We start from the raw sequence: 17,922 nt of genomic DNA, 5'->3' as shown, positions 1-17,922 counted from the left end.
TGCAAATTCTTGTCATCCCTGACGGATGCCCGGCACCAGCCGGGCGGAGATCAGGGACCCAGACGCTCCAGGGTCTGGGTCCCCGCTCTGCGGCCCGATCAAGTCGGGCCATCCGGCGGGGATGACAAGGGGTTAGGGATATTGATCCAAGGCGGCCTATCCCAAGGTGCCGCACTTGATGTTTTGCCCGATATCCGCCAATCTTTGTCACCGATTTGGCGGAGGCCCAGATGGCGACAATGAATGTCTCGCTCCCGGACGGGATGAAGGACTGGGTCGAGGCTCAGGCCTCAACCGGGCGCTACAGCAATTCCAGCGATTATGTCCGCGACCTGATCCGGCGCGACCAGGACCGGGCCGCGAAGCTGGCGAACATGCAGCATCTGGTCAGTGAAGGCCTGGCGAGCGGGTTCAGCGATCGGCCGATTGGCGATGTGCTGGCACAGGCGCGGCACCTGTCCGAGACAGATTGAGCGATGCGCTATCGGCTGACGCGGGCTGCGGAGGCCGATCTCGTCGGCATTTATCGGGAAGGTGCCGTGCGGTTTGGTGTGGCACAGGCCGAGGCCTATTTCGTGGCGCTCATCGCGAGCTTTGAGCGGATCGCCGCCAATCCCCGTCTCGCGCGGCTGCGCATGGAGATCGATCCGCCGGTGCGGATCCACCCGTGCGGTTCACATATCGTGATCTATCGTGAGGCGGCCTTGGACGGAATTGAAATCCTGCGTATCCGCCATGGGCGCGAGGATTGGGATGAGGCGGGGCGTTAGCGGCAGGGTTTCTGTCTAACTCCGCCCCCGCGTATTCGCGCGCAGCCACGGCTCCAGTTCCTCGAAACAGAAGCGCCACTCGTCATAGAGCGGCACCACAAACGCATACAGAGCTTCCGTTGAAGCCGTCAGCTCGACCTCGTTGAGCCCGAGGAAGACGTGCATCGCGTCGAGTGCAGTGCGCTTGTTGGCATCAACAAAGGGATGGTTCTGCGACAGGCTTTCCCAGAATGCAGCAGCTTCCTCGATCACGTCGCGATAATAGCCTGATTGCGTGCGGTACAGGGCGGCGTCGAGCTGGCCGGGATCGCGCAGGCCGTGGGCGCCGCCGAGACGCTCTATCAGCGCAGCGTGAATTTCCAGCACGTCGGGGGCATTGAGATATTCGCGGCTCACTCGGCCAGCTTCTTGTAGACCGCCTCGTATCTGGCGACGGAGGCCTCATGGAGTTCCATGATCCGCGCCCGGCGATCGCCGGCCTTCCGGGCGGCGAGCAGGGCGGCAACGGCCTCCTCGATCAGGGACTGGATCTGGCGGCCCTCGGTTTTGGCTTGCAGACGCAGCTCGGCGAGGATGGTGGCGTCCATCTGGGTGGCGAATTTTTCGCGCGGCTGCCCCATGGCGGGATCCTTCCGGTGAGTCTGCGATATCAAGATATATCATGATCGATGGCGGCTGTGGAGCCCCGACCCCCGCCACCGCATCGCGCTATGTCCAGCGCGCGCTCCATCGTCTAGAACCGGCCACCGACAGTCGCCGCCATGAAAGCCACGCCCCATGATCCCGAAAACCAATCCGCGTATTTTGCTGACCAATGATGATGGCGTGCACGCGCGTGGCCTGAAAGTGCTCGAGGCGATTGCGCGGGAATTGTCGGATGATGTCTGGATCGTGGCGCCGGCGCTGGAACAGTCGGGGGCCGGGCGCTCGCTCTCGCTGCATGCGCCGCTGCGCATTCGCCAGTATGACGAGCAACGTTTCTCCGTTTCCGGCACGCCGACCGATGCGGTGCTGATCGGGGTGCAGGATCTGGTCAAGGGCAGGAAGCCGGACCTGATCCTGTCCGGCGTCAATCGCGGCCAGAACATCGCCGAGGACGTCACATTTTCCGGCACGGTGGCCGGCGCGATGCAGGGCATGCAGCTGGGCATTCCCTCGGTCGCCCTGTCGCAGGCCTATGGTTTCAAGAAGGACGATCCGATCGAGTGGGAAACCGCGCAGACTTTCGGCGCGCCAATCCTGCGCCGCCTGTTCGATCTGAAATGGCCGGAGGATGTGTTGATCAATATCAATTTCCCCGATGCCAAGGTTGAGGACGTGAAGGAAGTCGAGGTCACCCGCCAGGGCCGCCGCGACCAGCATATCCTGCACGGGGAACGCCGCGTCGATCCGCGCGGCGAGGATTATTACTGGCTCGCCTTCAAGGGCCTCCTGTCCAATCCGCCCGAGGGCGTTGATCTGCGCGCCGTCTATGAGGGCAAGATTTCGGTGACGCCGCTGCATATGGATCTCACCCATGGCGAGACGCTGGGCAATCTCAAGCGCATGCTGGGCGGTGTCCCGCCGCGGAGCTGAAGCGCATGGCCGACGCGATGAAAATGCCCGATCCGCGCATGATCCAGCTGGTGATGTCGCTGCGTGGCGGCGGTGTGACCGATGCGCGTGTAATGGCGGCGATCGAGCGCACGCCGCGCGATCTCTTCGTGCCGGAACGTTTCAGCGACCAGGCCTTTGACGACCGGGCCCTGCCGATCGATTGCGGCCAGACCATCTCCCAGCCTTTGATCGTGGCGCTGATGACCCAGGCGCTCAAACTCGATGATCGCTGCAAGGTGCTCGAGATCGGCACCGGCTCGGGCTATCAGGCCGCCGTGCTGTCACGGCTGGCGCGGCGGGTCTATTCGGTCGAGCGCTACCGGACCCTGTCGAAGGAGGCCGAGGCGCGTTTCGAGCAGATGCGGCTGACCAATATCACCACCCGCGTCGGCGATGGCACGCTGGGCTGGCCGGAACAGGCGCCGTTTGACCGCATTATCCTGACGGCCTCGGCGCCGGTCCGCCCTGATGCCATCCTGGCCCAGCTCAAGGATGGCGGCATCGCCATTGCGCCGGTCGATCGCGGCACCAAACAGGTGCTGGTGCGCTATCAGCGCCAGGGCGATGAGCTGACGACCAGCGATATCATGGATGTGCGTTTTGTGCCGCTGGTGAAGGGCGAGGCGAAATCGCTTTAGCAACGGGCAGATAGTCCGGCTTTGTTGAGGCTGGCATCGGTCCAGCCGGCCACGGCATCCTTCCGGTCCCCACTTTCCCTCGCATGGCTAACCGCCGGTTAAGTCTTCTCTGGCTTGATATCCTCCGAACGAAAAGCCGGAGGTCCGTGTCGGGACGATGCGCTGGAATATTTTGATCTGCGTTATGGCGGCCCTGGGTGCAGGGTTGGCGGGGTGTTCCTCGACGCCGCGGGAGCCCGCTCGTGTCGATTACCGTTCCGGTTCCACCTATTCCGGCCCGACAGGTCCCGCAAGCCCGTCCGCTTCGGGAAATTGTGGCGCGGGTGGCTATACGGTGCGCTCCGGCGATACGCTGTCGGAGATCGCCGAGCGCTGCAATGTCGCGATGGCCTCGCTGGCCAGCACCAATAGTCTGAGCCGCCCCTATACCTTGCGTCCGGGCCAGGTCCTGTCGATGCCCCACCCGCCCGTGCATGTCGTGCAACGCGGCGAAAATCTCTACCGGATCGGGCTTCGCTACGACATTCCCTTCCAGCAATTGGCCAGCCATAACGGCATTCGTGCGCCTTATGAGCTGGAAGTCGGACAATCGATCCAGCTGCCGCGTGACACAGTTATCGCCAATGCCGCGCCCCGCCCTGCCACGACAACAACGCGCAACCCGCCGCGGGTTCACAGTCCTCCGGCCCAGTCCACTGTGCCGGCCGCGCAACAGGTCGCCAGTTCCGCGATCAGCTTCGACTGGCCGATCCGGGGCTCCATCCTGTCCGGCTTTGGCCGCAAGCCTGATGGCAGCCGAAATGACGGGATCAATATCGAAGCCCGTGCGGGGGCCGAGGTCCGTGCTGCGGCGGCCGGCCAGGTGGTTTATGCCGGCTCGGAACTGGCCGGTTATGGCCAGCTCATCCTGCTGCGTCATGAGGGCGGCTTCGTGACGGCCTATGCCCATAACAGCCGTTTGATGGTGCGCGAAGGCGACCAGGTGACCCGCGGTCAGGTCATCGCGGCGGCCGGATCAAGCGGTACGGTCGAGATTGCCCAGGTGCATTTCGAGATCCGCCGCGGCGTCAATCCGGAAGACCCGATGCGTTATTTGCGCTGATCGGCGGGATTTTCCTGCAGTCACGCTTGTTGCAACCCGCCGTCGCCCCGATATAGTCCGGCCAAACTGAATTATGCCTGCGCCCTATCCGGCGGCAGGCTGCCGGCAAGCGGAGCCCAGCATGAATCTCCAGACCATTCTCGAATCGCCGATCCCGATGCTCGTCCTGATGGGCCTCGTCTTCTATTTCCTGCTGATCCGTCCGCAACAGAAGCGTGCCAAGGAACATCGCGACATGATCGAGGCGCTGAAGCGCGGCGATGTCGTCGTCACCCAGGGCGGGCTGGTCGGCAAGGTGCTGAAGGTCGAGGAGGCCGAGGCCGTGATCGAACTGTCCAAGGGCGTCGAAGTCCGGCTGATCAAGCACACGATCGCCGATGTCCGTAACCGGACCGAGCCGAAGCCGGCCAATGATGCGGCCAACACCTAACCGCTCCTGCTGAACAAGGTTCGCCGTCATGCTGCAATTCGGGCGCTGGAAGCTATTTTCCATCTTTGCCATCATTATTCTGGGCGTGCTGTACACGCTTCCGAACCTGGTTCCGGAAGCTGATCGTTACAGCATTAACGAGATCGACAATTCGCGCGAGCCGCGCGGCATCTGGCGCTGGATACCCAGCAATACCGTCAATCTCGGCCTCGATTTGCAGGGCGGTTCGCACATCGTCTTCGAAGTGAATATGGCCGAGGTCCGCGTCGGTCAGCTCGAAACCCTCGCCGCCGATGCCCGCCAGACGCTGCGTGGAGATACTCCGCCACTTCTGGCCCGCAGCGTCTCGGTGATCGGCGATGAAGTTGTGGTCCTGATGGCGCGTCCCGATGATCGCGATGCCGCTTTCGAGCGTCTGTCTGAATTGTCACAGCCTGTCACCACCGCCCTGGGTCAGCCTGGCCTGGCGCAAACCCTGAATGTCCGCCGCGATCCCGGTGATGCCAATGCGATCCGCATTTCGGTGACGCCGGAACAGCTTGAAGCGATCCGCAATCGTACCGTCACCCAGTCGATCGAGGTTATCCGCCGCCGGCTCGACGGTCTGGGCACGACCGATCCGACGATTGCCCGCCAGGGCGATACCCGGGTGCTGGTCCAGGTTCCCGGTGCCAGCGATCCTGACGCCATCATCGCCATTGTCGGCGCCCAGGCGAGCATGAGCTTTCACCTCGTCGATGAAACCATCAATCCCGGCCCGAATGGCCAGGCGCGCGTGCCGCCCGGCCGCACCATCTATCCGATGGCCGACAGCAATCCGGTGCAGTATCTCGCCGTCGAGACGGCCTCGCGGCTGACCGGTGAGAACCTCACCAGTGCCAATGTCACCACCCATCCCAATTATGTCGGTCCCGTCGTCGGCTTCCGCTTCGACACCCAGGGCGCGCTCGTCTTCGGCGACATGACGCGCAGCAATCGCGGCAAGCGCTTCGCCATCCTGCTCGATGGCGAGATCATCACCGCGCCGACCATTAATGAACCGATCCTGTCGGGCTCCGGCGTGATCGGCGGCAGCTATAATTACGAGACCGCACAGCAACTCGTCGTCCTGCTCAATGCCGGCGCCCTGCCAGCCTCGCTGACCCCGGTCGAACAGCGTACCGTGCTCGCCAGTCTCGGCCAGGACCAGATCGAAAGCGGCCAGACAGCCGTCATGATCGGCTTTCTGGCAGTCATCATCTTCATGATCGCCGCCTATGGCGTGTTTGGTGTCTTTGCGACGACGGCGCTGCTGGTCAATGTCATCCTGATCATGGGCGGTCTGTCGGGCATCGGCGCGACGCTCACCCTGCCGGGCATTGCCGGGATCATCCTGACGATCGGTATGGCGGTCGATGCCAATGTGCTGATCTATGAGCGGATCCGCGAAGAGAGCAAGCTCGGGCGAACGCCGGCCAATGCGCTGCAGGCCGGTTATGAACGGGCTTTCTCGGCGATCCTCGACGCCAATGTGACCACCTTCATCGCCGCCGCCGTGCTCTATCTGCTCGGCGCCGGTCCGGTGCGCGGCTTCGCGATCACGCTGGGTATCGGCATTATCACCTCGGTCTTCACCGCCTTTGTCTTCTCCCGCCTGCTGGCGGTTATCTGGTTGCGGGCGCTGAAGCCCAAAGCCATGCCGTTGTAGGAGAGGTATTCCCATGTCACTTGCCCTGATCAGATTTCTGCCGACCACGGCAAATCTCCCCTTCATCAAGATCCGGATGTGGGCGATCGCGTTTTCGCTCTTCCTGGTGCTTGGCTCCCTGTTTGAATTTGCCAATGTCGGGATCAATTTCGGGATTGATTTCCGCGGCGGGATCCAGACCGAGGTCCGCACCGAAGAACCGGCCGATGTCGAGGCAATGCGGACGGTGGTCGGCGATCTCAATCTGGGCGAACCCCGTATCCAGCAGACCGGCAATCCGCGCGAAGTGCTGATTTCCCTGCCGCTGCAGCCCGGTGAAGGCCTGGAGGGCGAGGAAGCCCAGCAGGATGCCCGGCGGGCCCTGGAAGCGGCGCTCGAGACGAATTTTCCCGGCATTGAATTGCGCGGCACTGACGTGATCGGCGGCGCCGTCTCCGGCGAGCTGGTGGTGAAGGGTTTCATGGCGGTGACGCTCGCCCTCTTCCTGATGCTGATCTATATCTGGTTCCAGTTCGAGTGGCAGTTCTCCGTCGGCGCCATCCTGGCCCTGACCCATGACGTTATCGCCACCGTCGGCATGTTCTCCGTTACCCAGATGACCTTCGACCTCGCGACGGTGGCGGCGATCCTGACGATTGTCGGTTATTCGATGAATGACACCGTGATCGTGTATGACCGAATCCGGGAAAATCTTCGCAAGTACAAGAAGATGCCGCTGGGTGAGCTGCTCAACATGTCGATCAATGACACGCTCTCGCGCACCATTCTGACCTCATCGACGACGCTGGTGGCGCTGGTCTCGCTCTATCTGATCGGTGGCGAGGCGCTGAAGAGCTTCTCCTTCGCGATGATCTGGGGCGTGGTGATCGGGACCTATTCCTCGATCTTCGTCGCAGCACCGCTGCTGCTGCTGGTCGGGGTCAAGCGCGACGCCAGCGAGAACGATTGATCATCCGGCTTGCGACCGGGCTATCGCGAGACGCGAATTGCTGTAAATTCCCCAGTGAAGACAAACATCATTTCCTGGGGAGGGAACCATGCCTGCAATTCTGAGCAATCTGCGTGCGACCGTGCACATCTCGCTTCTGCTCGCGATCATCTATCTCGGCGCCTATGTGTTGACCGGCGGCATCGCGGTCAATGACGCGCTCTGGATGGGCATTGCCCGCTGGACCCATGTCGTGTCCGGCATCATGTGGATCGGGCTGTTGTGGTATTTCAACTTCGTCCAGATCCCCAACATGCCCAATATTCCCGATGAGCAGAAGCCGGCAATCGGCAAGGTGATCGCTCCGGCGGCCCTGTTCTGGTTCCGTTGGGGCGCAGCCGCGACGGTGCTCACCGGCCTGTTTGTCGCCGGTCTGCGTGGCTATACGGTCGAAGTGCTGAGCCTTGGCCTGGCAGCCGAGGTTTACACGCCGCAATACAGCTTTATCGGGATCGGCATGTGGATGGCCATCATCATGGCCTATAATGTCTGGTTCATTATCTGGCCGAACCAGCAGATCGCGCTGGGCCTGGTCGAGGCCGATGCCGAAGCCAAGCCCAAGGCGGCGCGCACGGCGATGCTGTTCTCGCGTACCAATACGCTGCTCTCATTTCCGATGCTGGTCGCGATGGCGATGGCGCAGACCGTATTCGGCTGACGCCATACCCGCACGCGGCAATGCGAAAGGCCCGCCGGTCATCCCGGCGGGCCTTTTTCATGACCGGCGATGGCAGCCGGTCAGGCTCAGTCGAAGGCAAAGCTGGCATAGACCATCGGCCGGAAGACCGCCGCGCTGCGCGGCTCGGGCCGGTTGGGGCCGGGCTGGATCTGGGTCATCAGCACGGCGGCGACACCGGTATTGGGGCTGATGAAGAAATCGGTGTCGAACAGGCCGCCCCAGGAATAATCCCCGGTGATGCCCGCCGCCTCCTGGCCCTCGGCCGGGCTCATGGCGACCGCGCCGCCAAATCCGAAGCCGCGTGCGCCCCAGTCTTCGCCGAGCTGATCGGACGGGACCTGCGGCGAGGCGAGTTCGTGCATGCTCTCCGGCGACAGGATGCGGACCTCGCCGAGCGCGCCGCCATTGGCCAGCATCATGGCAAAGCGGATATAGTCCGAGGCGGTCGAGACCAGTCCGCCGCCGCCGGACGCCCAGTCCGGTACCCCTTGCTCGACGGGCAGCATTGCGCCGGTCTCGTCATGAACGTAAAGCGGCGACATCTCGGCCGCGTCAAAATCGACATCCTCGTAGAAAAATCCGGTCGAGCTCATGCCGAGGGGTTCGAACAGGCGGGTTTCCATGAAGACTTCAAAGGGCTCGCCCGAGACGACTTCAACAACGCGGCCAAGCACGTCGAGCGAATAGGAATAGATCCAGCGCGTGCCCGGATCGGTATAGAGTGGCAGGGCGGCGAGCTGCTGCATCCGCGCCTCCAGATCGCCGCTGCCGGCATAGAGCGAGTTTTCCAGATAGAGCCGGCCGAGATCGGTCTCGCTCTCGAAGATATAGCCCAGCCCGGCTGTGTGGGTGAGCAAATGGCGGATCGTGATCGGGCGCACCGGTGCGCGGGTCTCGATGACGCCATCGCCATTGGCCATCGGGCTGACGGCAACCTGCACATCGGCGAATTCGGGAATATAGTCGGAGAGCGGATCGTCGAGCCCGATCTGGCCGGCCTCGACCAGCATCATCACGGCAACGGCCGTGGCCGGCTTGGACATCGAGGCGATGCGCACCGGGCTGTCGATGGTGAAGGCTTCGCCGGTTTCCAGATTGATCGCGCCGGCTTCCGAGACAAAGGCGACGCGGTTGCCGCGGGCAATGATGGCGGCATAGCCGGGGCGGGCGCCGGCGGCGGCCAGGGCGTCGAGCTGCTGGTCCAGCGCGGCCAGACCGGCCGGGTCAAAGCCCAACGCAGCGGGATTGTCCACCGGGGTGAAATCAGGGGCCGGAAGGGCCGTTATTGCATGTGCAGCCGGCGCTTCGCTGGCGGCTCGGATCGTCTGGGTCGTATTGCAGGCCGCCAAGCTCGCCAGAGCGAGCACAGCCAGGAAGGAACGCAATGCCATGGAATTCCCCTCGGTATTTTTATCGATCAACCGAGGGGAAGCCTAAGGCGGGAAAGCCGGCTTGGCGAGGTGCCCTGCAGACTATTTGGCGGCGGCCAGATTGGCGGCTGCAAAATCCCAGTTCACCAGATCGCTGAGGAAGGTGGCGATATAGTCCGGGCGGCGATTGCGGAAATCGACGTAATAGGCATGTTCCCAGACATCCATGGTCAGCAGCGGGGTGACGCCAGCCTCGGTGATCGGGGTCTCGGCATTGCCGGTCTTGCGGATTTCAAGCTTGTCATCCTTCAGCACAAGCCAGGCCCAGCCAGAGCCGAACTGGGTCGCACCGGCGGTGGCGAAAGCGGTCTTGAAGGCGTCGAGCGAGCCGAAATCGCGCTCGATCATGCTGGCCAGATCACCGTTCGGGGCGCCGCCGCCATTGGGCGTCATGGAGTTCCAGTAGAAAGTGTGGTTCCAGACCTGGGCGGCATTGTTGAAAATGCCGGCCATGTCAGCCTTGCCAGCGCTCGCCTTGACGACGTCTTCCAGCGATTTGCCGGCTAGTTCATGGCCGTCCAGCAGTTTGTTGAGATTGGTGACATAGGCGGCGTGGTGCTTGCCGTGATGGAAGTCGAGCGTCTCGGCGGAGATGTGCGGCGCCAGGGCATCCTGGGCATAGGGCAGGGCGGGAAGGGTAAAGCTCATGAGTATATCTCCATCGATTTCGAGTGTGACAAAACAGGTGCACGGGGTGCGGGCGGATTCGGCGCACAATGATATGACTGCATATGGGCCTCTGGCCGCCAATGTCCACCGGAGGAGCGCATGAGCGCTGAGGATTTATCGGATATCTTGCAGCAAGCCGACCCGGACCGGCGTCTGGCAGCGCTGTTTGCTAGCCCGGAGGCGCGCGCGCGCCTGTTCGCCCTTTACGCCTTCAATCACGAGATTGCGCGCATCGCCGATGCGACATCGGAGAGCCTGATCGGCGAGATGAAGCTGACCTGGTGGCGTGATGCCATCACGGATCTCTATGCCGGGACACCGAAAATCCGTCGCCATATTGTCACCGAGGCGCTGGCACCGCTGACGGATCATCTGCCGCAGGCCGAATTGCTCGACCTCATCGATGCCCGCTTCGACGATGTCAGCGCCGCGCCGCATGCTGATCTCGATGCGCTGATGGATTATGTCGACCGCACCTCGGTGCGGCTGATCCGCCTGGCCCTGATCCTGACCGAGGGCGAACTGCCGGCGCAGCAGATCATCGATGCCGGCCGGGCCTGGGGCCTGACGGGCCTGATGCGCGCCTTCGCCTGGCGCGCCCGCATCGGCCGCGCCCCGGTCGCCGGCGATTATCTCACGGAATTGGGCGGCACCCCGGCCATGTTCGCCCAGGGCCTCGGCTCCGACAGGGCAAAAGCCGCGATCCAGCCCGTGCGCGCGATCGCGGAAGACGCGGCGCGCGGCTTCAAGGCCGCTGGTGCGCTGCCGGTCGAGGCGGTGCCCGCGGCCGGCTATGCCGTGCTGACACCAGGCTATCTGAAAAGCCTGCCGAAAAACCCGTTCGAAGTCCCGCCCGAGCGTGCCCTGCTGGCGCGGCAGGCGCGGCTCAGCTGGCTGTCGCTGACGGGACGCTAACCCAGCCAGGCCGCCAGATCATCCAGCGCCCGCTGCGACATCGCCGTCTTGCGCGCCGGGGTCTTGGCCTTGCCGCGGATGCGATTGCCCTCGGCGTCCTGGGTGGGCTGGGTGATGGGCGGGAAGAGGCCGAAATTGACATTCATCGGCTGAAAACTGCCCTTGCCGGCGTCGAGATGGCCGCCGGTGACATGACGGATCAGTGCGCCCATCGCCGTCGTCTCGGGCGGCGGGGCCAGCGTCTTGCCGAGGCGTTCGGCAGCCGCATAGCGTCCGGCGAGAAGCCCCATCGAGGCGCTTTCGACATAGCCCTCAACGCCGATCAACTGCCCGGCAAAGCGCAGGCGCGGCTGTGATTTAAGGCGCAGCTGATCATCCAGCAGCCGCGGCGAATTGAGGAAGGTGTTGCGGTGAATGCCGCCGAGGCGGGCAAATTGCGCCTCTTCCAGGCCGGGGATGAGGCGGAAAATCTCGGTCTGGACGCCGTATTTCAGCTTGGTCTGGAAACCGACCATGTTGAACAGCGTGCCCAGCGCATTGTCCTGGCGCAATTGCACGATGGCATAGGCCTTGACGGTGGGATTGTGCGGATTGGTCAGCCCGACCGGTTTCATCGGCCCGTGCCGCAGGGTCTCGCGGCCGCGTTCGGCCATCACCTCGATCGGCAGACAGCCTTCGAAATAGGGCGTGCCTTCCCACTCCTTGAACTCGGTCTTCTCGCCGGCGATCAGCGCGTCGATGAAGGCGTCATACTGGTCCTTGTCCATCGGGCAATTGAGATAGGCGGTCTGGTCGGCCAGCGTCTCGCCCTTGTCATAGCGCGACTGGAACCAGGCCTTGTCCATATTGACGCTGTCGCGATGGATCACCGGGGCGATGGCATCGAAAAAGGCCAGCTCGTCCTCGCCGGTCTCCTTGAGGATGGCGGCCGACAGGCTCTCCGAGGTCAGCGGCCCGGTGGCGATGATGACGCTGTCCCAGTCTTCCGGCGGCAGACCGGTGATCTCTTCTCGCGAGATCGTCACGAGTGGATGCTCGGTCAGGCGTTTGGTGACGGCAGCCGAGAAGGCATCGCGATCGACGGCGAGGGCGCCGCCGGCCGGCAGGCGGTGATTATCGCCCTCGGCCAGGATGATCGAATTGCAGCGCCGCATTTCCTCGTGCAACAGCCCGACCGCATTGGTCTGGGCATCATCCGAGCGGAAGGAGTTGGAACAGACCAGCTCGGCCAGCCCGTCGGTCTTGTGGGCCTCGGTTTCCTTCACGCCGCGCATCTCGTGCAGGATCACCGGCACGCCCTGGGAGACGAGTTGCCAGGCAGCCTCGGAGCCGGCCATGCCGCCGCCGATGATGTGAACAGGTCTTGGGGAGGTTTGGGTCATGCGCGGCATATCGAGCCGGGGGGCGGGCAAGTCAAGCATTTGGGGGCAGTGGGGCGTTGACAGTCACCGGCCGGGCGGTGAATGATCGCGTGATGGGGGAGTTATTTGATGGCGCATTTTACAGTTGTTCTAACGCTTTTGCTGGCAATCACGACCGGGGCCATCGCCCAGGACGAGCCGCTGCCGGACAGCGTGGCGCGGGCTTATCTGGCCTATGAAAATGCAATGACCGCGCAGGACTATGCGGCCGCCAGTGAGGCCGCCGAGACGGCTTGGCAAGCAGCACGCTCCGAGAGGATCGATTCTGAATTGGTCGGCATCCTGGCGGAAAATTACGGCAATCTCGCGCTCAATCTTGGTGCGCCGGCGCAGGCTTACCCGGCCTGGCGCAATGCCGCGGAAATCTCTGACCGCTTGCGGGCCCCGGAATCCGAGCGGGCCGAGCGCTGGTATCGGGCCTCCTTGTCGGCCTTCGCGACGGGCGAGCTGCGCGATGCACGGCAGTGCTCGGTGCGGGCGTCGCGAGCCGCCGCAACCAGCCAGCCGCCGATCGACCCCGGTCTGAGCGGGGATATTCACTACATGGTCGCTTCGACCAGCGGGCAATTGGGGCGGCTCAATGCGATGGCCGAACACGCGCCGTTGGCCGTGACCGCCTTCAAGGAGGCCGGGCGGCCCTATGATCTCGTTTACGCCAATGCCTATTATCTGTCCGGCGTGGGACGCTTCTTCGAGGATGACCGGATCGGCTCAATCCTCGATTTTCACATGGCCCGGGCGATCTATGCGATGACGGATGCAGCGGACCAGGAGAGCAATGTTCGCACGACTTCCTTCTGGGTCGATCTGGCCCGTGCTGACGGCGACGAAGCGGAACTCGCCGCGGTCGATGCGCAGATTGCCGCCTCTGACTTTCCGGGCACCGGCTTCACCGATATCTGGGACCATGAGGCGGCTGATGCTGCAATGTATGATGTCGATGCCGTCCCCAACCAGCGCCGCGCACCGGATTATCCAGTCGCTGCGGCCCAGCATGACCTGGACGGGATCGTGCTGCTTCGCTACGCCGTCACAGCCGAAGGCCGCACCGATGCCGCCGAGGTCATTGCCGCGGCGCCCGGTGGCATATTCGAAGAGGCGGCGTTGCGCGCGGTGGAGCGTTGGCGCTATGAGCCGGCGATGATCGATGGGCAAGTGGTTCGCCGTGAGGGCAAGCTGATCGAGTTCCAGTTCACCATGTGCGACCTGCCCAGTGTGCGGGCCTGCCGCCTGCAACAAGCCGCGGAGACGGATTGAGTCATTGATGCAGCGCGGAACTTGCCTTCGCGGCCCGTCGCGTCCAGATCGGGGGCGTTGAACGCAACCCCCCTGTCTGCGGAGCCTGGCATGAACCCGACACCCACCACGACGTCCGTCCCGATCCTGCGCAGCGTCATGGCCGGCTATGCCTTCGCGATCTCGCATTGGCGCCGCGCCGCGGTCGCGGCGGCACCCTATATGCTGGCCTATGCCGCGCAGCTGGTGCTGATGCAGTCGCTCGGCGGCGCGACCGCCAATCCGCTGCTGGCGATGGGGATGTTCCTGCTCTCGCTGGTGACGGTGATTGCCAGCCTGGCGCTGTCGGCGGCCTGTCTGCGGATGGCGGTGCTGGGCGATTACAGCGGCTGGCATTCGCTCAAGGCCGGGGCTGATGAGGGGCGCATCTTCATCGTCAGCCTGCTGGTTGCGGCCCTGACCCTGCTGGTTTTCATCATGGCCTTCATGTTCTGGGCCGTGGTGCTGGGCTCGATTGCCGCCGGCGCGATGAGCCGCGCCGGGATTGATCCGGAAGCGGAAGGGCTCGAACTCGTCGATGCCATGGCTTATCTCGGCGCCGCTGACTGGGCCGTTGCGGGCGTGGCCGGACTGGCGGCGGCCGCGCTTCTGGTCTGGCTGTCCGCGCGTCTGGCGCTGGCGCTGCCAGCGACGATCGCCAATCGCAAGATCATGGTGCTCAGCGCCTGGTCGCTGAGCGGCGGCAATGCCATGCGCATCGCTGCAGCCCTGCTCCTGACCGGTCTGCCATTGCTGGCGCTGGAAGTGGGCCTGTATGAGCTGATTTGCGCCATCCTCGGCTCCCGGCCGCTCTACCTGCCCGTCCCCGTCGGCAGTGAGCAGATCAATGCGCCGGCCCTGGCCGCCGCGGAGGAATATCTGCGCTGGAACGGCTTGATGGCCTTCATCAATGTGCCGGTTTTCTCAGGCCTTTATGCCTATATCTACCGCAACCGCACGGCCGCTGCGGCGGCGGGGGACGGTGCCGGCCAGCATCCCTCTGGAATTTGATAGCCAATCCGTCATGATCAACTGATAGAGCAGCACAGGCTGTGAAAGGGGATCGATATGACAGGCAAGGCTTTCGATATCGGGGACGGTATCTTCTTCTTCTTCAAACGCTTTGGCGAAAATCCGCTGGGCGTGATCTGGATTGCGGTGTGCCAGGCGCTGCTGGTCGCTGCCCTCGGTGCGCTGGCGATCACGCTGCTCGGACCCTTCTATCTCGGCCTGTTCGATCTGGTGGCACAGGAAGCAGGCGGCACGCTGTCCGAATCGCAAATGGAGCGCGAAGTCCTGACCCTGCTTGGACCATTCCTCGCCTCAATGCCGCTGATCGCGTTGCTGGGCATTGTCTCGACGCTGATGTTCCAGGCGGCCTGGCTGCGATTTTTGACCCGCGGCGAGATCGCTGCGGTCATCCCCTTCCGTCTTGGCGGCGATGAACTGCGCCTGCTGGGCGTCAATCTCCTCTATATCGTGGTCGGTATCGCCGCCTATCTCGGCATTGCCATGGCCGCGGGCCTGGTCGCCCTGGTGGCAGCGGGTGTGTTTGCCGGCAGTGACGGCTCGATGGCGGGCGGGATGGCGACCGGCCTGATCGTCTTCCTCGGAGTGCTGACGATCAGCATTATCGTCATCGTCTTCTGTATCCGCCTCGCTTCCGCTCCCGCGCTGACGATGGTCGATCGCCGTATCCGCTTCTTTGAAAGCTGGACCGCCAGCAAGGGTGTCTTCTGGCACATGGCGCTGAGCTATCTGGTGGTGATCGGTCTGATCCTCGTGCTCTCGACCATTCTGGGCACTGTCATCCAGCTGGTCTTCCTGGGCGCACTCTTGCCGGTCATCATGGAGTTCGCGCAGATGGCCGAGGGCCATAGTGACGTCTCGCCGGACGAAGTGATCGCCATGCTGCAGGGCATGCTGAACAATCCCGGTGTCATGGTTGGCCTGGCGACCGGTCTGGTGCTCGGCTATGCGATGCAGATCATGTTCGAAGGCATGTGGCACGGTGTCGGCGCCTATAATGCGGTGCGCTACCGCGCTGGCGGCGATGTCGAGGAAACCGACTCACCGACCCTGACCGCCGACCACCCCGCCGGTGCCTCGCCCAGCGAAGGCTAGGCTGCAGCCGGCTCGGATGAAACGCCAGACGGCCCGCCGGATTTCCGGCGGGCCGTCCAGCTTTCGCTTGCCGCGATCCGCTGCGGCGGGCAAGCTGATCGCTGATCTGGCTGAATTTGCGGGGGCAATATGACCGGACGGGAAATCTACGCACCGCGGCAGGTAGGGCATCGCCGCACCTGGACCGTAGCGGCCATTATGCTGCTGATCGTCTTCATGATTGGCGGACAGGTCATCGGCACAATTCCGGGCATTTTGCTCGGCTGGGTCAATCCCGATCCGGCCGATATGAGCTGGACGGGGATGGCATATATCCTGTTCGCCGGCTTCGGTGCGGCGGCCATTATTCTCCTGCTCTGGACGGGCTTTTTCGAACGCCGCGGGCTGGCATCGGTGGGTTTCAATGCCGGTTTCGCCGTTCGCTTCGGACGCGGCTATGGCCTGGGGCTTGGCTTTCTGGCCTGTGTCATCGCCGTGATCTGGCTGCTCGGCGGCTATCAGATCGAGGCGAGCGGCAGCCTGGCGATAGCCAGCCTGATTCCGGTCACCTGGCTGCTGGCCGGCTTCATCATCCAGGGTTCGACCGAGGAGTTGTTTTTTCGCGGCTGGCTGATGGGCCTGATCGCCTCGCGTCACGGCATCTGGCTGGCCATCCTCATCAATTCCGCCATGTTCGGCCTGGTCCATGCCGGCAATATTGCCTGGTCGCAGGAGCTGATCTTCGGCCTCGCCAATATCGTGCTGGTCGGTGTCTTCCTCAGCCTGTACGCGGCGAAGGAAGGCTCGCTCTGGGGCGTGTGCGGCTGGCATGCGGCGTGGAACTGGCTGCTGGCGTCGGGCTTTGGCCTGCCGGTGAGCGGGCAGAATGTGCTGGTCACACCCGTCATCGTCGATCTCGCCGACACCCCCGATGCGGCCTGGTGGCTGACCGGCGGCGTGTTCGGTCCCGAGGCGAGCGTGGTGACGAGCCTGGTGCTGGTGGCGGGTGTTGCCGCGCTGTTGATGCGTGGGACGTTCGCGAGCTTCGCGGTTGAGGCCAGGCCAGTCGCTGCAGCTGCTGCCACCGCAGCAAATTAGGCTGACCGGCCCCGGTAATGAAAATTCGACGTCGGGTTGAAACAAGCGATTGTGCCGCTCCGGCGGGATATGCCAGACTGCGACCTGAACCTGGGGGGGACATCATGACCGAACGCTTTCGTTTCTTCGACGCGCTGACCTATGGCATTCGCACCTTATTCTGGCGGCCCGTACGGGCGTTGGCCTATATCGCGGTGATTTCGCTGTTGAGTTACGGCTATTATGCCTGGATGCAGTCGGATGCCGGCATGGAGTTCTTCGCCGGCTATCTGCAATCGACGCAGGACATGGTCCAGGGTGATTTCGGCAGCTATGGCGGGTATTTCGCGCTGCTGATGGGTGGTTCGATCATTTATAGCTGCATTATGATCGCCGGCGCCTATCGGGTCTATGTCCGCGATGAACCGGTCTTGCGCCTGCCGCTTCAGCTGGGCTTTGACGAGCTGCGCACCTTCGGCGTCTATCTGCTGGTCCTGCTGCTCAGCCTCGTAATCATGTTGCTCGGCACGATCGTGCTGTCGATTGTGATCGGAATTCTCGCCTTCATCGCTGTGCAGCTGGGCCTGAATTTCGGCTCTGCAGGCGGTTCGCAGGGCGCTGCGGCGGCGTTCATTCTGGGCCTGTTGATCTCGGTGCCGCTGATGCTGTTCTATGTCTATGCCGGCGGCCGCCTCATGGTCGGGCTGGCCCTGACCATACGCGATCGCCGTTTCCGGCTCGGTGGCTGGAAGGCCTCGAAGGGGGCGGGGATGCAGCTGCTCTGGGCGCACATCCTGCTCTATCTGGTCATGATCGGCCTTACCATCCTGCTCTCGCCGGGCCTCGTGGAAATCGTGACGCTGGCGATGACCGATCCGGCGGCGATGCAGGACCCTGACGTGATGATGGCGATGTCCACCAATCCTTATGGTGACCTGATCTGGCTGGCGATCCCCGTGCAGCTCGCCTTCACCTTTCTGCTGTTCGGGCCGACGGCGGCCGTGGCCAACTGGGATGCGCGCAAGCGTGCGGCGGCTGAAGCGCCGTCGCCGACAGTGCCGCCCGTCGCCGGGCCCGCGAAGACGGAACCCGCCAAAGCGGCATCCGCCGAGGGCGTCGGCACCGGGGAGGCGGGCGACTAG

Annotated in this window: 20 protein-coding genes; 15 read left to right on the top strand and 5 right to left on the bottom strand. The window is 63.5% G+C overall.

The window, feature by feature from the left end; all coding sequences use genetic code 11:
- Positions 1-230: 230 nt before the first annotated feature.
- A complete protein-coding gene (locus AAC023_RS09465; protein WP_339740516.1) occupies positions 231-473 on the top strand; it encodes a type II toxin-antitoxin system ParD family antitoxin in 243 nt (80 codons plus the stop codon).
- Between the two features lie 3 nt (positions 474-476).
- The gene (locus tag AAC023_RS09460; protein ID WP_339740514.1) at positions 477-770 is read left to right on the top strand and encodes a type II toxin-antitoxin system RelE/ParE family toxin; all 294 of its coding nucleotides are present in this window, start codon (positions 477-479) and stop codon (positions 768-770) included.
- A gap of 15 nt (positions 771-785) precedes the next feature.
- On the opposite strand, the gene AAC023_RS09455 is transcribed toward AAC023_RS09460, so the two are convergent.
- Both AAC023_RS09455 and AAC023_RS09450 read right to left on the bottom strand, forming a co-directional pair.
- Positions 786-1,166, bottom strand: a complete 381-nt coding sequence (locus AAC023_RS09455; protein WP_339740512.1) for a type II toxin-antitoxin system death-on-curing family toxin — start codon at positions 1,164-1,166, stop codon at positions 786-788.
- The gene (locus tag AAC023_RS09450; protein WP_339740510.1) at positions 1,163-1,390 is read right to left on the bottom strand and encodes a hypothetical protein; all 228 of its coding nucleotides are present in this window, start codon (positions 1,388-1,390) and stop codon (positions 1,163-1,165) included. Before AAC023_RS09450 ends, AAC023_RS09455 begins: the two co-directional genes overlap by 4 nt.
- A 157-nt stretch (positions 1,391-1,547) precedes the next feature.
- On the opposite strand from AAC023_RS09450, the gene surE reads away from it, so the two are divergent.
- The 7 genes from surE (at position 1,548) to AAC023_RS09415 (ending at position 7,869) form a co-directional block, all read left to right on the top strand.
- Positions 1,548-2,345 carry a 5'/3'-nucleotidase SurE gene (surE, locus tag AAC023_RS09445; RefSeq protein ID WP_339740508.1) on the top strand — a complete coding sequence of 266 codons (798 nt, stop codon included), beginning with the start codon at positions 1,548-1,550 and terminating at the stop codon, positions 2,343-2,345.
- A 5-nt stretch (positions 2,346-2,350) separates the two neighbouring features.
- A complete protein-coding gene (locus AAC023_RS09440; protein ID WP_339740506.1) occupies positions 2,351-3,004 on the top strand; it encodes a protein-L-isoaspartate(D-aspartate) O-methyltransferase in 654 nt (217 codons plus the stop codon).
- 157 nt (positions 3,005-3,161) lie between these two features.
- A complete protein-coding gene (locus tag AAC023_RS09435) occupies positions 3,162-4,106 on the top strand; it encodes a M23 family metallopeptidase (protein ID WP_339740504.1) in 945 nt (314 codons plus the stop codon).
- Between the two features lie 121 nt (positions 4,107-4,227).
- A complete protein-coding gene (gene yajC / locus AAC023_RS09430) occupies positions 4,228-4,536 on the top strand; it encodes a preprotein translocase subunit YajC (protein ID WP_339740502.1) in 309 nt (102 codons plus the stop codon).
- Between the two features lie 28 nt (positions 4,537-4,564).
- Positions 4,565-6,223 (top strand): protein translocase subunit SecD, encoded by a 1,659-nt coding sequence (secD, locus tag AAC023_RS09425; RefSeq protein ID WP_339740500.1) that lies wholly within the window; start codon positions 4,565-4,567, stop codon positions 6,221-6,223.
- Positions 6,224-6,236: 13 nt separating this feature from the next.
- Complete coding sequence (gene secF, locus AAC023_RS09420; protein ID WP_339740498.1) at positions 6,237-7,172, top strand: protein translocase subunit SecF; 936 nt, start codon at positions 6,237-6,239, stop codon at positions 7,170-7,172.
- A gap of 88 nt (positions 7,173-7,260) precedes the next feature.
- Positions 7,261-7,869: a urate hydroxylase PuuD gene (locus AAC023_RS09415; protein WP_339740496.1), complete on the top strand. Its 609-nt coding sequence runs from the start codon at positions 7,261-7,263 to the stop codon at positions 7,867-7,869.
- An 86-nt stretch (positions 7,870-7,955) separates the two neighbouring features.
- On the opposite strand, the gene AAC023_RS09410 is transcribed toward AAC023_RS09415, so the two are convergent.
- Both AAC023_RS09410 and AAC023_RS09405 read right to left on the bottom strand, forming a co-directional pair.
- Complete coding sequence (locus AAC023_RS09410) at positions 7,956-9,281, bottom strand: serine hydrolase domain-containing protein (RefSeq protein ID WP_339740494.1); 1,326 nt, start codon at positions 9,279-9,281, stop codon at positions 7,956-7,958.
- Between the two features lie 81 nt (positions 9,282-9,362).
- Positions 9,363-9,968 (bottom strand): superoxide dismutase, encoded by a 606-nt coding sequence (locus tag AAC023_RS09405; RefSeq protein ID WP_339740492.1) that lies wholly within the window; start codon positions 9,966-9,968, stop codon positions 9,363-9,365.
- Positions 9,969-10,088: 120 nt separating this feature from the next.
- Here AAC023_RS09405 and AAC023_RS09400 point away from each other — a divergent pair, with 120 nt between their 5' ends.
- Positions 10,089-10,904, top strand: coding sequence for a squalene/phytoene synthase family protein (locus AAC023_RS09400; protein WP_339740490.1), 816 nt, complete (start codon positions 10,089-10,091; stop codon positions 10,902-10,904).
- Here AAC023_RS09400 and trmFO read toward each other — a convergent pair.
- A complete protein-coding gene (gene trmFO, locus AAC023_RS09395; RefSeq protein ID WP_339740488.1) occupies positions 10,901-12,286 on the bottom strand; it encodes a methylenetetrahydrofolate--tRNA-(uracil(54)-C(5))-methyltransferase (FADH(2)-oxidizing) TrmFO in 1,386 nt (461 codons plus the stop codon). The genes AAC023_RS09400 and trmFO overlap by 4 nt on opposite strands.
- Positions 12,287-12,394: 108 nt before the next feature.
- Here trmFO and AAC023_RS09390 point away from each other — a divergent pair, with 108 nt between their 5' ends.
- The 5 genes from AAC023_RS09390 (at position 12,395) to AAC023_RS09370 (ending at position 17,922) form a co-directional block, all read left to right on the top strand.
- On the top strand, positions 12,395-13,582 hold the full coding sequence (locus AAC023_RS09390) for an energy transducer TonB (RefSeq protein ID WP_339740486.1): 1,188 nt from the start codon (positions 12,395-12,397) through the stop codon (positions 13,580-13,582).
- A 90-nt stretch (positions 13,583-13,672) separates the two neighbouring features.
- On the top strand, positions 13,673-14,611 hold the full coding sequence (locus AAC023_RS09385; RefSeq protein ID WP_339740484.1) for a hypothetical protein: 939 nt from the start codon (positions 13,673-13,675) through the stop codon (positions 14,609-14,611).
- Positions 14,612-14,668: 57 nt separating this feature from the next.
- On the top strand, positions 14,669-15,724 hold the full coding sequence (locus AAC023_RS09380) for a hypothetical protein (protein WP_339740482.1): 1,056 nt from the start codon (positions 14,669-14,671) through the stop codon (positions 15,722-15,724).
- A 129-nt stretch (positions 15,725-15,853) separates the two neighbouring features.
- A complete protein-coding gene (locus AAC023_RS09375) occupies positions 15,854-16,801 on the top strand; it encodes a type II CAAX endopeptidase family protein (protein WP_339740480.1) in 948 nt (315 codons plus the stop codon).
- 104 nt (positions 16,802-16,905) lie between these two features.
- Complete coding sequence (locus AAC023_RS09370) at positions 16,906-17,922, top strand: hypothetical protein (RefSeq protein ID WP_339740478.1); 1,017 nt, start codon at positions 16,906-16,908, stop codon at positions 17,920-17,922.

Source organism: uncultured Maricaulis sp. (genome assembly GCF_963976135.1).
Classification (GTDB): domain Bacteria; phylum Pseudomonadota; class Alphaproteobacteria; order Caulobacterales; family Maricaulaceae; genus Maricaulis.
This window is presented reverse-complemented; position numbering and strand designations above follow the sequence as displayed.

Bases quoted from the DNA above. Each gene is read 5' to 3' on its own strand.
- AAC023_RS09375 (WP_339740480.1), top strand. From the start codon at position 15,854: ATGACCGGACGGGAAATCTACGCACCGCGGCAGGTAGGGCATCGCCGC.
- AAC023_RS09415 (WP_339740496.1), top strand. From the start codon at position 7,261: ATGCCTGCAATTCTGAGCAATCTGCGTGCGACCGTGCACATCTCGCTT.
- AAC023_RS09410 (WP_339740494.1), bottom strand. From the start codon at position 9,281: ATGGCATTGCGTTCCTTCCTGGCTGTGCTCGCTCTGGCGAGCTTGGCG.
- AAC023_RS09460 (WP_339740514.1), top strand. From the start codon at position 477: ATGCGCTATCGGCTGACGCGGGCTGCGGAGGCCGATCTCGTCGGCATT.
- AAC023_RS09465 (WP_339740516.1), top strand. From the start codon at position 231: ATGGCGACAATGAATGTCTCGCTCCCGGACGGGATGAAGGACTGGGTC.
- secF (WP_339740498.1), top strand. From the start codon at position 6,237: ATGTCACTTGCCCTGATCAGATTTCTGCCGACCACGGCAAATCTCCCC.
- AAC023_RS09370 (WP_339740478.1), top strand. From the start codon at position 16,906: ATGACCGAACGCTTTCGTTTCTTCGACGCGCTGACCTATGGCATTCGC.
- AAC023_RS09385 (WP_339740484.1), top strand. From the start codon at position 13,673: ATGAACCCGACACCCACCACGACGTCCGTCCCGATCCTGCGCAGCGTC.
- AAC023_RS09440 (WP_339740506.1), top strand. From the start codon at position 2,351: ATGGCCGACGCGATGAAAATGCCCGATCCGCGCATGATCCAGCTGGTG.
- AAC023_RS09380 (WP_339740482.1), top strand. From the start codon at position 14,669: ATGACAGGCAAGGCTTTCGATATCGGGGACGGTATCTTCTTCTTCTTC.
- trmFO (WP_339740488.1), bottom strand. From the start codon at position 12,286: ATGACCCAAACCTCCCCAAGACCTGTTCACATCATCGGCGGCGGCATG.
- secD (WP_339740500.1), top strand. From the start codon at position 4,565: ATGCTGCAATTCGGGCGCTGGAAGCTATTTTCCATCTTTGCCATCATT.
- surE (WP_339740508.1), top strand. From the start codon at position 1,548: ATGATCCCGAAAACCAATCCGCGTATTTTGCTGACCAATGATGATGGC.
- yajC (WP_339740502.1), top strand. From the start codon at position 4,228: ATGAATCTCCAGACCATTCTCGAATCGCCGATCCCGATGCTCGTCCTG.
- AAC023_RS09400 (WP_339740490.1), top strand. From the start codon at position 10,089: ATGAGCGCTGAGGATTTATCGGATATCTTGCAGCAAGCCGACCCGGAC.
- AAC023_RS09405 (WP_339740492.1), bottom strand. From the start codon at position 9,968: ATGAGCTTTACCCTTCCCGCCCTGCCCTATGCCCAGGATGCCCTGGCG.
- AAC023_RS09435 (WP_339740504.1), top strand. From the start codon at position 3,162: ATGCGCTGGAATATTTTGATCTGCGTTATGGCGGCCCTGGGTGCAGGG.
- AAC023_RS09390 (WP_339740486.1), top strand. From the start codon at position 12,395: ATGGCGCATTTTACAGTTGTTCTAACGCTTTTGCTGGCAATCACGACC.
- AAC023_RS09450 (WP_339740510.1), bottom strand. From the start codon at position 1,390: ATGGGGCAGCCGCGCGAAAAATTCGCCACCCAGATGGACGCCACCATC.